The organism is Vibrio sp. Vb0667 (assembly GCF_033391095.1).
Map to the genome: position 1 here is coordinate 107,338 of NZ_JAWPOL010000007.1, position 14,748 is coordinate 122,085.

Annotated in this window: 11 protein-coding genes; 1 reads left to right on the plus strand and 10 read right to left on the minus strand. The window is 45.9% G+C overall.

Going from position 1 to position 14,748, the window contains the following annotated elements:
• Positions 1-25: 25 nt before the first annotated feature.
• From eno to rlmD, 5 genes are all read right to left on the minus strand, one after another.
• A complete protein-coding gene (gene eno / locus R8269_RS10055; protein WP_005383785.1) occupies positions 26-1,327 on the minus strand; it encodes a phosphopyruvate hydratase in 1,302 nt (433 codons plus the stop codon).
• Positions 1,328-1,405: 78 nt separating this feature from the next.
• On the minus strand, positions 1,406-3,046 hold the full coding sequence (locus R8269_RS10060; RefSeq protein ID WP_021034029.1) for a CTP synthase: 1,641 nt from the start codon (positions 3,044-3,046) through the stop codon (positions 1,406-1,408).
• Between the two features lie 205 nt (positions 3,047-3,251).
• Positions 3,252-4,055, minus strand: coding sequence for a nucleoside triphosphate pyrophosphohydrolase (mazG, locus tag R8269_RS10065; protein WP_005380912.1), 804 nt, complete (start codon positions 4,053-4,055; stop codon positions 3,252-3,254).
• A gap of 349 nt (positions 4,056-4,404) precedes the next feature.
• The gene (gene relA, locus R8269_RS10070) at positions 4,405-6,624 is read right to left on the minus strand and encodes a GTP diphosphokinase (RefSeq protein ID WP_005380915.1); all 2,220 of its coding nucleotides are present in this window, start codon (positions 6,622-6,624) and stop codon (positions 4,405-4,407) included.
• Positions 6,625-6,747: 123 nt separating this feature from the next.
• The gene (gene rlmD, locus R8269_RS10075; protein ID WP_025768846.1) at positions 6,748-8,067 is read right to left on the minus strand and encodes a 23S rRNA (uracil(1939)-C(5))-methyltransferase RlmD; all 1,320 of its coding nucleotides are present in this window, start codon (positions 8,065-8,067) and stop codon (positions 6,748-6,750) included.
• 192 nt (positions 8,068-8,259) lie between these two features.
• Here rlmD and barA point away from each other — a divergent pair, with 192 nt between their 5' ends.
• Positions 8,260-11,058: a two-component sensor histidine kinase BarA gene (gene barA / locus R8269_RS10080; protein ID WP_033907441.1), complete on the plus strand. Its 2,799-nt coding sequence runs from the start codon at positions 8,260-8,262 to the stop codon at positions 11,056-11,058.
• A 69-nt stretch (positions 11,059-11,127) separates the two neighbouring features.
• Here barA and acpS read toward each other — a convergent pair whose 3' ends face one another.
• From acpS to rnc, 5 genes are all read right to left on the minus strand, one after another.
• Positions 11,128-11,508: a holo-ACP synthase gene (acpS, locus tag R8269_RS10085; protein ID WP_005380927.1), complete on the minus strand. Its 381-nt coding sequence runs from the start codon at positions 11,506-11,508 to the stop codon at positions 11,128-11,130.
• Between the two features lie 10 nt (positions 11,509-11,518).
• The gene (gene pdxJ / locus R8269_RS10090; protein WP_005384579.1) at positions 11,519-12,253 is read right to left on the minus strand and encodes a pyridoxine 5'-phosphate synthase; all 735 of its coding nucleotides are present in this window, start codon (positions 12,251-12,253) and stop codon (positions 11,519-11,521) included.
• A complete protein-coding gene (gene recO, locus R8269_RS10095; RefSeq protein ID WP_005384578.1) occupies positions 12,250-12,981 on the minus strand; it encodes a DNA repair protein RecO in 732 nt (243 codons plus the stop codon). Before recO ends, pdxJ begins: the two co-directional genes overlap by 4 nt.
• Before the next feature lie 115 nt (positions 12,982-13,096).
• On the minus strand, positions 13,097-14,059 hold the full coding sequence (era, locus tag R8269_RS10100; protein ID WP_005380931.1) for a GTPase Era: 963 nt from the start codon (positions 14,057-14,059) through the stop codon (positions 13,097-13,099).
• Positions 14,052-14,729 carry a ribonuclease III gene (gene rnc, locus R8269_RS10105; protein WP_005393907.1) on the minus strand — a complete coding sequence of 226 codons (678 nt, stop codon included), beginning with the start codon at positions 14,727-14,729 and terminating at the stop codon, positions 14,052-14,054. The genes era and rnc overlap by 8 nt, the downstream gene beginning before the upstream one ends.
• Positions 14,730-14,748: the final 19 nt, after the last annotated feature.

The window sequence follows — 14,748 nt, forward strand, 5'->3', positions numbered from 1 at the left end:
GTTAAGCAGCTAATTCAGTGAAGAATTAAGCTTGACCTTTAACTTCTTTAAGACCGTTGAAAGGAGCGCGCTCACCTAGAGCTTCCTCGATACGGATTAGCTGGTTGTACTTAGCAACACGGTCAGAACGGCTCATAGAACCAGTTTTGATTTGACCTGCAGCTGTACCTACCGCTAGGTCAGCGATAGTTGCATCTTCAGTTTCGCCAGAACGGTGAGAGATTACTGCTGTGTAACCTGCGTCTTTAGCCATCTTGATTGCAGCTAGAGTCTCAGTTAGAGAACCGATTTGATTGAACTTGATAAGGATAGAGTTAGCTACGCCTTTCTCGATACCTTCAGCAAGGATCTTAGTGTTAGTAACGAATAGATCGTCACCTACTAGTTGAAGCTTGTCACCTAGTAGTTCAGTTTGGTGCTTGAAGCCATCCCAGTCAGACTCGTCTAGACCGTCTTCGATAGAAACGATTGGGAATTGGTTAGCTAGCTCAGCTAGGTAGTGGTTGAACTCTTCAGAAGTGAAAGTTTTACCTTCGCCTTTCATGTTGTAGATGCCAGCTTCTTTGTCGAAGAACTCAGATGCTGCACAGTCCATAGCTAGAGTAACGTCTTTACCTAGTTCGTAACCAGCAGCTGCAACAGCTTCTGCGATAACTTCTAGAGCTTCAGCGTTAGATTTAAGGTTAGGAGCGAAACCACCTTCGTCACCAACTGCAGTGCTGTAGCCTTTAGACTTAAGAACTTTAGCTAGGTTGTGGAATACTTCTGCACCGATACGTAGACCTTCTTTAAGAGTCTTAGCACCAACTGGTTGGATCATGAACTCTTGGATGTCAACGTTGTTGTCTGCGTGCTCACCACCGTTGATGATGTTCATCATTGGTAGAGGCATAGAGAACTGACCTGCAGTGCCGTTTAGCTCAGCGATGTGCTCGTATAGAGGCATGCCTTTCGCTGCAGCAGCAGCTTTAGCGTTTGCTAGAGAAACAGCTAGGATAGCGTTAGCACCGAATTTAGATTTGTTTTCAGTGCCGTCTAGTTCGATCATTACTGCGTCGATTGCAGCTTGGTCTTTAGCGTCTTTGCCAACTAGAGCTTCAGCGATTGGGCCGTTTACAGCTTCAACTGCTTTAAGAACACCTTTACCTAGGAAACGTGCTTTGTCACCGTCACGTAGCTCAAGAGCTTCGCGAGAACCAGTAGATGCGCCAGATGGAGCTGCCGCCATACCTACGAAACCGCCTTCTAGGTGTACTTCAGCTTCTACAGTTGGGTTACCACGTGAGTCGATGATTTCACGACCTAGAACTTTAACGATCTTAGACATTAATGTTTCCTCTCGTTTCAAATATAAATGTCAATCTTAAAGGGCAGCAGCACAACCTTCGCCGCCGCCCGTATCCTTTTACTTCTCGAATTCGCCGCGTGCGTTTTGGCCCGCAGCCTTAACAAAACCTGCAAACAATGGATGTCCATCGCGAGGAGTCGAGGTGAATTCTGGGTGGAACTGAGCCGCTACAAACCATGGGTGAGCTGGGTTCTCAATCATTTCCACTAACTTCTTGTCCGCAGATAGACCTGATACTTTTAGGCCTGCTTTTTCGATTTGCGGACGAAGCACGTTATTCACTTCGTAACGGTGACGGTGACGTTCATGGATCGTCGCGCTACCGTACAGTTCACGAGCTTTAGTCCCTTTCTCTAGGTGACATAGCTGTGAACCAAGACGCATTGTACCGCCTAGGTCAGACTTTTCAGTACGCTCTTCTACGCTACCTGATTCGTCTACCCACTCTGTGATCAAACCTACCACAGGGTACTTCGTCTCTTTGTTAAATTCTGTTGAATGTGCACCTTCCATACCCGCAACGTTACGCGCGTATTCGATTAGTGCAACTTGCATACCCAAACAAATACCTAGGTAAGGCACGTTATTTTCACGTGCATATTGAGCCGCACGGATCTTGCCTTCAATACCACGATCGCCGAAGCCACCTGGTACTAGGATTGCGTCCAAACCTTCTAGAAGTTCAACGCCTTTTGTTTCGATATCTTGTGAGTCTACATACTTAATTGTGACGCTTAGGCGGTTTTTCAAGCCAGCGTGTTTAAGCGCTTCGTTCACAGATTTGTATGCATCTGGTAATTCAATGTATTTACCAACCATACCGATGGTTACTTCACCAGTAGGATTTGCTTCTTCGTAGATAACCTGTTCCCATTCAGAAAGGTCTGCTTCAGGAGCAGTAATACCAAAGCGAGCACACACAAGGTCATCTAGACCTTGAGATTTAATCAACTGAGGGATCTTGTAGATAGAGTCTACATCCTTCATTGAAATTACTGCTTTTTCTGGAACATTACAGAACAGTGCGATTTTTTTACGCTCATTCGCAGGAATAACGCGATCGCTACGGCAAACTAGGATGTCTGGCTGAATACCGATAGATAGAAGTTCTTTTACAGAGTGTTGCGTCGGCTTAGTTTTCACTTCGCCCGCTGCCGCTAGGTAAGGAACAAGTGTTAGGTGCATGAACATTGCGCGCTCACGGCCTAGCTCAACAGCTAGCTGACGAATCGCTTCCATAAATGGTAGTGATTCGATATCACCAACAGTACCGCCAACTTCAACGATAGCCACATCATGGCCTTCAGAACCTGCAATAACGCGATCTTTGATTGCGTTAGTGATATGAGGGATAACTTGAATAGTTGCGCCTAGGTAGTCACCACGACGTTCTTTACGAAGTACGTCGGCATAAACACGACCTGCAGTGAAGTTGTTACGCTTGGTCATCTTGGTACGGATGAAACGCTCGTAGTGACCAAGGTCAAGGTCAGTCTCTGCGCCATCTTCTGTAACGAACACTTCACCATGCTGAGTAGGGCTCATTGTGCCCGGGTCAACGTTGATGTAAGGGTCAAGCTTCATCATAGTCACTTTAAGACCACGAGCTTCTAGAATAGCCGCAAGAGATGCTGCTGCAATACCTTTACCTAGAGAGGATACAACCCCGCCAGTAACAAAAATGTAATTTGTCGTCATGTTTAACCTGAAATTGGTTGAATGAGGGAAATGGAGTGCTTCTGGACGGGAGATAAATATACCAGAAGCTCCTTACCGCCACAACGTGAAATCTATCACACCGTAATTTTTTATTTTTTGCTTCAAATCAAAGTGAGCAAAGACAAACCAAAGTCCGTTTTCGTGTAACCAAACAAGCTGACCTTATATTATGTATTCTGCCAGTTTACCTCTGCCTCGATTCTTCTTGTTTTACTTCATCCCAAAAATGGTCGAGTTCTGATAAAGAACAATCTGTAAGTACTTTGCCTAACTGCTGGACCTTGCCTTCAACTTGTTTAAAACGTCGCGCAAACTTTACGTTTGCTTTTCCTAGCGCGACTTCTGGGTTTTTATCAAGGTGGCGAGCCAAATTGACAGTCGCAAATAGCAAATCACCGAGTTCCAACTCAACTTTCTCTTCATCGGGCTGAACTTGCAGTACCTCTTCCATGACTTCGTCAATTTCTTCTCGTACTTTATCGACAACCGGGCCAAGTGAATCCCAATCAAACCCAAATTTTGCACATTTTTTCTGAATTTTTGTAGCACGAGAAAGTGCCGGTAAAGAGTTTGGTATTGAGTCTAGGATACTTTCTTCCGCTTTGCCTACTAGGGCTTTTTCTTTTGCTTTTTCCGCTTCCCAGTTCGCGTTAATTTCCTCGTCAGATTCAAACTCAACATCTGAAAAAACATGCGGGTGGCGACGAGTCAGTTTTTCGTTCACGGTTTCGACGACATCCGAAAAGTCGAACAGCTCTTGCTCTTTCGCTAGCTGACTGTAAAAAATCACCTGAAACAACAAATCCCCTAGCTCTTCTTTTAGATTGGGCCAATCTCGATTTTGAATCGCGTCCACCACCTCGTAGGTTTCTTCTATTGTATGCGGAACGATGGTGTCAAAGGTTTGTTTTAAGTCCCAAGGGCAACCGTTTTCTGGGTCACGCAACTTCGCCATGATTTGTTCTAATTGTTCAATTGGATGACTCATTTTTTGTTCCTTTAAACCTTTCTACTAAAGAAAAAGGTGAGCGGCCAAAACCACTCACCTTCTACATTATATTTTCTCAGCAGCTTTCACTAAGTAATTGTTACTTTGACAAGGCAACAAGTTTTCGCGACTCCTGAGCATAGCCTACTATGTGATGCCCCTGAGCCGGCACGTCGGAATAAGTGCAGCTAACGCAGATAAAAAGCCAAATATGACGCAAGTGTAACTCTGTAAATAGTTGAAGTTGTAGCTAGGCGACAAACAAACGAGACTCCTGAGCATGGTTCACCATGTGATGGAGCGAGTGCGTGCAGTCAACAACGCTACAACGATAACTATGACGAGAGTTTTAGCCGAGGCGTTTCACCGTCATGACATCCTTGATCTGTTCCACACGTTTCGAAACCCGCGAAAGCACCTCAATATTGGTGACTTCTAGGTCAAAGTCCATGATGGCAAGTTGACGTCTGTAGTCGACTCGGTTCTTCATACTGGTCACTTTGATCTTTTCGTTGGCGAACAGTGTCGTAATGTCTTTGAGTAGACCACCTCGCTCCATCGCTTCAACACGCACGGTGAGGATGTATGACCCCACAAAGCCGCTGCCCCAGACTGTATCGATGATGCGCTCTGGCGCATGATGGCGCAGTTCTTCTAGCTGTTCACAGTCACTACGGTGTACTGAAATCCCACGACCTTGCGTTATGTAACCAGAGATATCGTCACCTGGAATTGGCTGACAGCAACGTGCTAGATGTGTCATTAGGTTATCGACGCCTTCTACTACAACTGCGTCTTTTTTCGGTCGGCTTTGCGCGGGTGATTTATGCTCAGCTTCTTGCAGTTTTTCCAGTGCTTGCTGATCTTCTTCCTCTGCCGTTGGCTTGTTAACTAACGCATTGATATGGTTAATTATTTGGTTGATACGCAAATCACCGCTACCTACACCAACATACAATTCATCTGGTGTTTTGACGTTAAACCGCTTGAGGGCGTAATGCTCTGCATCTTTTAACGTTGCGCCAATTTTGGCTAACTCATGCTCAAGGATTTCACGACCTGCTTCAAGGTTCTTCTCACGGCTTTGTTTTCGGAACCAGGCGTTAATTTTGGCACGCGCACGACCAGAATGAACGAAGCCTAATGATGGGTTTAACCAGTCACGTGATGGGTTAGGTTCTTTCTGAGTGATAATCTCGACTTGGTCACCCATATGTAATTTATGCGTGAACGGCACAATACGACCTCCGACTTTGGCACCGATACAACGGTGTCCCACTTCGGAGTGAATGTGATAGGCAAAATCTAGCGGCGTTGCCCCCATTGGCAAATCGACAACATCACCACGTGGTGTAAAGGCATAAACACGGTCATCAAAGACTTGGCTACGCAGCTCATCGAGCATTTCGCCAGAGTCAGACATTTCTTCTTGCCAATCCAATAGCTTACGCAGCCACGTGATCTTCTCATCATAACCGCTTCGGCTGCTTGCCCCTTCTTTATATTTCCAGTGCGCGGCAACACCCAGCTCCGACTCTTCATGCATTTGCTTGGTACGAATCTGGATCTCGATGGTTTTGCCTTCTGGCCCTAGAATTACTGTATGGATCGATTGATAACCGTTTGGTTTAGGGTTAGCAACGTAGTCATCAAACTCGCTCGGTAGGTGCTTGTATTTGGTGTGAACTACGCCTAAAGCCGCGTAACAATCTTGCAGTTTGTCTGCGATGATACGCACTGCTCGCACATCAAACAGCTCATCAAAGGCCAAACTCTTTTTCTGCATTTTTCGCCAAATGCTGTAGATGTGCTTAGGTCGACCACTCACTTCGGCATTGATGCCCGACACTTCCATTTCGTGCGTGAGGTCTTCAACAAAGTCTTTGATGTACTGTTCACGAACAATGCGTCGCTCAGAAAGCTGTTTGGCAATTTGTTTGTAAGTTTCCGGTTGTTGGTAGCGGAAAGCGTAATCTTCAATTTCCCATTTCAGCTGACCGATGCCTAATCGGTTTGCTAGCGGCGCATAGATGTTGGCACACTCTTTTGCCGCCGCACGTCGAACTTCATCTGGCGCTTTTTTAACTTCAATAAGATTACAAATTCGTTCCGCGAGCTTGATAACTACGCAGCGGAAGTCATCCACCATGGCAAGCAGCATACGGCGTACGTTATCTACCTGAGATGACGCTGCACTGCCTTCCATGTTGACGTTGAGTTGGCCAATAGCAGCCATTTCTTCAACGCCGTCGATTAATTTTATGATTTCTTTGCTGTATTTCTCTTCCAGAATTTCTCTGTTAAAAGCACCACTTGAAACCAAAGGAAACAGTTGAGCAGCCACTAAAGTGGCTTGATCCATAGACAAGGTGATCAAAATTTCGATCATTTCTCGTCCACGCCACAACAACAGCTCCGCTTGCTCGTTATCAGCTAATACCGTCTGGCAATCTCGATATACTTCGATTAAGCGTGAGGCTGTGTTTTTCTCTTGTCCTAGGCTAGCCACCCAGTTTTCGAGTTCAAACTGTTCATCTTGGTTTAAATGCGCGCTTCTTACCGCAACCATCTCATCATCCTAATTATTATATTCGTGTGGTTTGACTAACACCGTCCAGGTTAGTTCTTTTTACCGCGCGTACACGCTGGCTTTATGACCACCCACCACAAATAAGGGGTCAAAGTCCTAAAGTTAGGACTTTTCAAACAATGCCATCGATTCTAGATGACTGGTATGAGGGAACATGTCCAGCATACCTAATTTAGTTAATTTATAGCCTTGCTCTATCAAGCTTTGACTATCCCTAGCAAGGGTAGCAGGATTACAAGAAACATAAACTACACGCTGTGCGCCAAGCTCAGAAACTTGATCGATGATCCCACTCGCTCCCGCGCGTGCCGGGTCTAATAATACTTTATCAAACCGCTCTGCGGCCCAGGCTTGGCCTTCAAAATCTTGCTCAAGGTTAGCGTGATAAAATTGCGCGTTATTGATTTGGTTCAAAGATGCATTGTTTGTGGCTTTTTCTACCATCTCTGCAACACCCTCTACTCCAACCACGTACTTAGCTAATTTCGCAACTGGTAAACTAAAGTTGCCTAAACCACAGAACAAATCTAACACTCGGTCACTCTTTTGTGGGTCTAACCACTCAACCGCTTGTTTGACCATTTGTTGGTTTACACCTTGGTTTACTTGAATAAAGTTATTTGGTGCAAAAGGGATTTTCACTCCAACTTCTTGATAAAAAGGCATATCGCCTTCGATAAGGTCTAATTGTTCTGTCGATGGCATTAAGTACAACGATGCGCCATGACGTTTTGCCAACTCCGTTAGAGATTGAGTTTCACTCGTTGTCAGAGCGCTCAAGTGGCGCAGCGTAATACACGGCCCATTATCACCAAGTACCAGCTCTACATGACCTAATTGTTCCGGCTTTTTGAACGCTTTTAGGGCTGAGTAAATCTCTGGCAGCAAAACATTCAGTTCCGGTGCCAGCACTGGGCAATCGGTCACTTGCGCAATTTGCTTACTCTGCTTTTTACGGAAACCAAAATGTAGCTGACGTGTTTTTTTATCAACAAACAAGCTCACTCTCGCACGGCGACGGTAGGCCTGCGAATATCCCAATAACGGGGCATCTAGTTCAATGTCACTGCCTGAAAATTTTCGCATTAGCTGACGCAACGTTTGCTGTTTGTACGTCAATTGTTGGTCATAATCTAGATGCTGCAAATCACAGCCACCGCACTCATGATAATGTGGGCAAAATGGCTCCACACGAGCTTCACTCGGCTTAAGGATTTTAATCAACTTACCGCGAGCGTATTTGCTCTTTTCTTCCACCAATTGAGTGACCACCTCCTCACCCGGCAGTGCTCCATCAATAAACAATGGCTTCTTTTTGAGGTAAGCAATGCCTGCGCCGTGGTGATCTAAACGCTCTACTTGCACTGCTTGGTGCCGAGTATTGAGTTGGGTTTTCTTTTTCGGTTGAAAGATGCGTGCCATGCTCTATGCCTGATTTATGTGTAATTGCTCTTCGGCTTCACTATTCTTGATTGCAGCCGTTGTGTGATTCGAGTGACTTGATTATGCTTACCGTTTATTCGGTGACGTCACTTCTTTGCTCAAGGCTTTATCGTGCGCTTGAGAAATAATGCGTTATTTTCCCATATCCAGACTCCGATGTAATTAGATAACATGACCAGATATGGCTTACGAGCACGTGTAATTACACTAACTCTCGCTCCCACTCTCATTATTGGTTTATTACTGAGCGGCTTTTTCTCATTTAACCGCTACCAAGACCTTGAGAAACAAGTTATCACCACTGGTAACAGCATTATTGAGCCGCTGGCGATTGCCAGTGAAACTCATCTACTATCAGAAAGCCGAGAGGCGGTACGTCGCTTGATAAGCTACGCGCACCGCAAAAACTCCAAACTGGTTCGTAGTATCGCGGTATTTGATGAACATCATGAGCTCTTTGTGACCTCTAACTTTCATCCTAATTTTGAAGCCTTGATGTTTCCCAAAGATAAACCGATCCCGCAACTGGGTAATTCGGAAATCTACGAAAACTCACTGATATTGCGTGTCCCCATTTTGTCAGAAGGTCACTACTTAGCGGAGTTGTCGAACGAAAGCCAAGGCACAAAAGCGATTGGTTACATCGCCGTCGAGTTAGATCTCTCCTCCTTGAGGCTGCAACAGTATCAAGAAGTCTTCTCTGCTTTTTTAGTTCTGGTTCTCGGTCTTGGCTTAGCAAGTGTGTTTGCTTCACGTCTAATGCACGATGTGACCCAACCTATCACCCACATGAAGAATGTCGTTGACCGCATTCGCCGTGGTCATCTGGATGTGCGTATCGAAGGCAAAATGCACGGTGAGTTAGACCAGCTAAAAAATGGCATCAACGCCATGGCGGTATCGTTATCAGAATATCACGTGGAGATGCAGCACAGTATAGACCAAGCCACGTCCGACTTACGTGAAACGCTTGAGCAGCTAGAAATTCAGAACGTTGAGTTGGATATCGCGAAGAAACGCGCGCAAGAAGCGGCCAGGGTTAAGTCAGAGTTCTTGGCGAACATGTCGCACGAGCTGCGTACTCCGCTCAATGGGGTGATTGGCTTTACTCGTCAAATGCTTAAAACGCAGCTTTCTAACAGCCAAACGGATTACCTACAGACGATTGAGAAATCGGCGAACAACCTGCTGAATATCATCAATGACATTCTCGACTTCTCGAAACTTGAAGCGGGTAAGCTGGCACTCGAAAACATTCCTTTTGATTTCCGAGAAAGTTTAGAAGAGGTAATTAACCTACAAGCCACAAGTGCACATGAGAAAGGGTTAGAAATCACCCTAAAAGTGGACCCTAAAATTCCACCAGGTTTAGTTGGGGATCCACTACGTATCCAGCAAATTTTGACGAACTTAGTCGGTAACTCAATCAAGTTTACCGAGCGAGGCAACATTGATGTTAGCGTAGAAATGCGCTCTCAATCAGGAGACTCCGTCGAACTGCAATTCATGGTGCGTGATACCGGTATTGGTATCTCTGAGCGTCAGCAAGCGCAGTTGTTCCAAGCCTTTAGCCAAGCAGATGCAAGTATTTCACGTCGTTACGGCGGTACTGGTCTTGGTCTGGTTATCACTCAGAAACTGGTGAGCCAGATGGGCGGCGAAATCAGTTTAACCAGCCGTCTACACCAAGGTTCAACCTTCTGGTTTACGGTGCGCTTGCACTCAACCGAGATGCCAATGAGCGAACTGATTGAAGTGGAACTTCTGACTGGGAAGCAGTTACTGCTGATTGAACCAAACATGCAAGCCGCGTCCGTAACCCAACAGATTCTAAGTCAGGAGGGTATTTTAGTAACCTACCGCTCTTCGCTACCAAACAACGAAGAACAATATGATTATGTACTGTTGAATTTAGCGGCCAACCAGACTCACGATGCGGAAGTTATTACACCTTGGATAGAACAAGCGAAACGCATGGCTCCGAGTGTTCTCCTAGGGACACCGAGTACCGAATTGGCGCTTGCGGACCAAATAATGACAGAGCATCACGTCCAGTGCCTGACGAAACCATTGTCTCGCCGTAAGTTGCTACAAAGCCTGATTAGCGAACATGTAGAATCGCCACCGGTATTAAGCGCTCCAATTACGCCAAGCGAAGGGGACCGTTTACCTCTCACTGTACTAGCAGTGGATGACAACCCTGCAAACTTGAAGCTGATCTCTGCACTGCTCCGCGAACGAGTAGAAACCGTCACCGCCTGTAGCAATGGCCAGCAAGCGGTGAACCTGGCGACAGAGAAAAAGTACGATTTAATCTTCATGGATATTCAAATGCCACAAATGGATGGGGTGACCGCTTGTAAGCACATTAAAGAGTTGGAGCTAAATAAAGACACGCCAGTGATTGCGGTAACGGCACATGCCATGGCAGGGGAACGAGACCGCTTGCTCTCGGCAGGAATGGATGACTACTTGACCAAACCTATTGAAGAGCATGTGCTACAACAGGTTTTGGTTCACTGGAACCCAAATGCTTGTACAGAGAGCATTGGCAAAGTCGCCCCTTCATACGTTGATGAACCTGAAGGAAGCGCACCACAATCCGTTTCTTCGCCTCAGCAGGATGTGATTATTGATTGGCAAGCAGCCTTGAAACAGAGCGCGAATAAAGAGGATCTCGCTAAAGACATGCTACGCATGTTGATTGAGTTCATCCCTGAAGTAGAAGCAGTCGTTGACCAAGCTCTGGAGCAAGAAGATATCTCTCGTGATGACCTAATTCATGTCATCCATAAGCTGCACGGCAGTAGTTCATATTGTGGCGTTCCAAGGCTGAAATCACTCTGTGCGACGCTTGAGCAAGCACTGCGCTCAGGGATCAGTCTTGAGGAGGTTGAGCCTGAAATGTTCGAGCTGCAAGATGAAATGATTAAAGTAACAACAACCGCAAAGTTATACCTTGAACAGTGATCTATTGAAGAGAAACAAAAGCCAGAGCAAATGCTCTGGCTTTTTAGTATTTTGTTTAAGACTTACAAGCTAGGATTCAAAAATGACCGTCGCCACAGCGTAATGACGCTCATCGGAAATGGACAGGTGAATGTGGTTAACACCCATCGCATCCGCTATTTGCTTGGCTGTGCCCGTCAATGCGAGTACTGGTTTTCCAAGCTCATCGTTCGAGATGGAAAAGTCGTGAAACGTGACTCCTTTTGCGATCCCTGTCCCCAATGCTTTTGAGGCAGCTTCTTTAACAGCAAAGCGCTTAGCAAGATAACGACCTTGCAGCTTAAGCTGTGAGAATTTGGCCATTTCTTCTTCTGAAAGAATCCGCTGAGCAAAAGGTTCACCACTACGAGCTAACGCTTTTTCAATACGCTCAATTTCTGCAATGTCGGTCCCTAACCCTATAATCGCCATCTAGATAGCCCTATGACTGGCGAGCCTCAATCATCAATGCTTTCATGTCAGCAACCGCTTTATTTAAACCATCAAATACCGCGCGACCAATGATTGAGTGACCAATGTTGAGTTCGTAAATTTCTGGTAATGCAGCAATTGGTGCGACATTGTGATAAGTCAGGCCATGCCCGGCATTAACAATAATACCTAGATCATGTGCATAACTAGCACCAGCGGCAATCTTCTTCAGTTCAGCTTGTTGCTCGTCTTCTGTCGTCGCATCTGCATAATGGCCAGTATGTAGCTCAATAAACGGAGCGCCACACTTTTTCGCAGCTTCAATCTGTTGACGGTCAGCATCAATAAAGAGCGAAACTTTGATGCCTGCATCTGTCAGCTTTTTCGTCGCAGCTTTAATTTTTTCAAGCTGCCCTACTACATCTAAGCCACCTTCCGTCGTCAGTTCTTCACGCTTTTCAGGCACTAAACACACAAACTCTGGTTTAGTTTGCAGCGCAATCTCAACCATTTCGTCCGTCACTGCCATCTCTAGATTCATACGCGTTTGAATGGTTTCACGCAGAATACGTACATCACGATCCAAAATATGGCGACGGTCTTCACGTAAGTGGATAGTGATACCGTCCGCGCCTGCACGCTCAGCAATTTCAGCAGCGTGAACAGGATCTGGGTATTTTGTACCACGTGCATTACGTAGAGTGGCAATATGGTCGATATTGACGCCTAAATAAATTGAGCTCATTTTCCGTTACTCCGTGCTCTGGGGGTCTGAATGAAAAATTCACGACTTTTTAAAGGTTTGCCGCCAAGATACGGCTTTAAGGCTATACGTGTAAAGCGTTTTGCCGCTTTTAGCTGCTCTTTAGTGACGAACCGCCGCTCACTGATAGCAATCAGTTCATTCCCTAAAAACGTGAGGTTATCGCGCCTAACCGAAGCAATAAACCCTTTCTGTTCCCGGTAACGATAGGTCATTTCTGGGTCGACGGGCTCGCCGGTACCTGCACAATGCAAAAAATCCACGCCATACCCCATAGCAGACAGCAAGGCTAACTCAAAACGACGCAGTGCAGGCTCAGGGTTCTCGTTGTGCGCCAACTCGGTTAACGCATGCAAATAATCATGAAATAGTGCTGGCATCGGCACTTCAGCCATCAAAATACGGCCAATCAGTTCATTGACGTACATGGCTGAGTAGAGATTAATGCCCGTTAACGGCAAACCTAGACTTATCGGCTCGGCTTGACGCAAAGTTTTCATCGAGCCTTTCCCCGACCATTTAAGTAATAGCGGGGTAAAAGGTTGCAATGCGCCTTTTAAGTTCGAACGCTTACTGCGCGCGCCTTTGGCCATTAAAGTCATTCGGCCATATTCCTCACTAAATACATCAAGGATTAAGCTCGATTCACTGTAAGGGCGTCGGTGCAATACAAAACAGCGCTGTAAACCTTCGGAAGACAGATTACTCATCTAAGTCATTGTGCCTAAAAAGTGTGAAATAAAAAATAAGGAGCCGAGCGGCTCCTTATTTTAATCGATACTGATTTTTCATCGATGTTGGAGCGAAGCACCTTCGCAGCCAAGATTATAAATCGTCTATATAACCCAACGAACGCAACGCTCGTTCGTCGTCTGCCCAGCCAGATTTCACTTTTACCCAGGTTTCTAGGTAAACTTTACGACCGAACAATTCTTCCATATCCAAACGCGCTTCGCGACCAATGGTTTTAATCTTCTCGCCGCCTTTGCCAATCACCATTTTCTTCTGACCATTACGCTCAACAAGAATCAAGGCATTGATGTGGAAACCGTCGGTTTCGGGGTTGTAATCAAAACGCTCAATTTCAACCGTTACTGAGTATGGCAGCTCTTCACCAGTAAAGCGCATCAGCTTTTCACGCACAATCTCAGACGCCATAAAACGCTGAGAACGGTCAGTCACGTATTCTTCTGGGAAGTGATGCGTTGCTTTAGGTAAGTGATTACGCACGTGCTTACGCAGTACGTCAATGTTCTTACCTTGCTTGGCAGAGATTGGCACAACATCCACGAAGTCCATCTTCTTCGACATCTCCGCCATGTGTAGCATCACGTCGTTACGATCTTGTACGTTGTCGACTTTGTTTACACAAAGCACAACTGGGAAGTTCGATTTTTGAAGTTTGGTCAGCACCATCTCATCGTCTTTAGTCCAATGCGTACCATCGACTAAGAAGAACACAAGGTTTACATCACTCAATGACGAGTTAGCTGCACGGTTCATCAAACGGTTGATCGCACGCTTTTCTTCAATGTGAAGTCCAGGCGTGTCGACGTAAATCGCTTGGTAATCGCCGTCCGTATCCACACCCATAATACGGTGGCGTGTCGTTTGCGGCTTACGAGAGGTGATCGAAATCTTCTGACCCAAAATCTTGTTCAAAAGTGTCGACTTACCTACGTTTGGACGACCAACAATAGCAATAAAGCCACAGTGTTGGTTTTCTGGCGAGCTTGGCTCACCCTGTGATGCGAAAAACGCATCGATATCGAATTCGTTATCAGCCATTTGTTAATTGCTCAAGTGCTGTTTCAGCAGCCGCTTGTTCTGCCTTGCGGCGGCTGGTGCCTTTACCGATTACAGGCTTATCCACACCTGCTACTTCACACTCAACCGTGAACTCTTGGTTGTGCGCTTCACCTTTAATATTAGTCACTGTGTAGACAGGCAGCGGTTTTCTTCTGCCTTGTAGGAACTCTTGTAGGCGAGTTTTCGGATCTTTCTGTGAAACGCCTGGTTTAATGGCTTCAAGGCGTGAGTTGTACCAACTCAGTACAATGCCTCGCACGACTTCAAGATCGCTGTCTAGGTAAATTGCGCCAATAATGGCTTCAACCGCATCGGCTAAAATAGAGTCTCGGCGGAAACCGCCACTCTTCAATTCACCTGGACCTAATTTTAAATAATCTCCTAGATCGAATTCACGACCCAGTTCCGCCAATGTATGTCCACGAACCAAAGTAGCACGCATACGGCTCATGTCACCCTCGTTCACTTTCGGGAAACGATGGTACAGATCATCAGCGATGACAAAACTTAAAATTGAATCGCCCAGAAACTCAAGACGTTCATTATGCTTACTGTTGGCGCTGCGGTGAGTCAGCGCCAAGTTGATAAGCCCGGCATCTTGAAACTGGTAGCCGAGCTTTCTCTCTAGTTTATCAATTGGAGAATTCATACTCTCTCGATATAAAATG

Coding starts and splice junctions, on each gene's coding strand:
- eno (WP_005383785.1), bottom strand. CDS start 1,327: ATGTCTAAGATCGTTAAAGTTCTAGGTCGTGAAATCATCGACTCACGT.
- R8269_RS10060 (WP_021034029.1), bottom strand. CDS start 3,046: ATGACGACAAATTACATTTTTGTTACTGGCGGGGTTGTATCCTCTCTA.
- mazG (WP_005380912.1), bottom strand. CDS start 4,055: ATGAGTCATCCAATTGAACAATTAGAACAAATCATGGCGAAGTTGCGT.
- relA (WP_005380915.1), bottom strand. CDS start 6,624: ATGGTTGCGGTAAGAAGCGCGCATTTAAACCAAGATGAACAGTTTGAA.
- rlmD (WP_025768846.1), bottom strand. CDS start 8,067: ATGGCACGCATCTTTCAACCGAAAAAGAAAACCCAACTCAATACTCGG.
- barA (WP_033907441.1), top strand. CDS start 8,260: ATGACCAGATATGGCTTACGAGCACGTGTAATTACACTAACTCTCGCT.
- acpS (WP_005380927.1), bottom strand. CDS start 11,508: ATGGCGATTATAGGGTTAGGGACCGACATTGCAGAAATTGAGCGTATT.
- pdxJ (WP_005384579.1), bottom strand. CDS start 12,253: ATGAGCTCAATTTATTTAGGCGTCAATATCGACCATATTGCCACTCTA.
- recO (WP_005384578.1), bottom strand. CDS start 12,981: ATGAGTAATCTGTCTTCCGAAGGTTTACAGCGCTGTTTTGTATTGCAC.
- era (WP_005380931.1), bottom strand. CDS start 14,059: ATGGCTGATAACGAATTCGATATCGATGCGTTTTTCGCATCACAGGGT.
- rnc (WP_005393907.1), bottom strand. CDS start 14,729: ATGAATTCTCCAATTGATAAACTAGAGAGAAAGCTCGGCTACCAGTTT.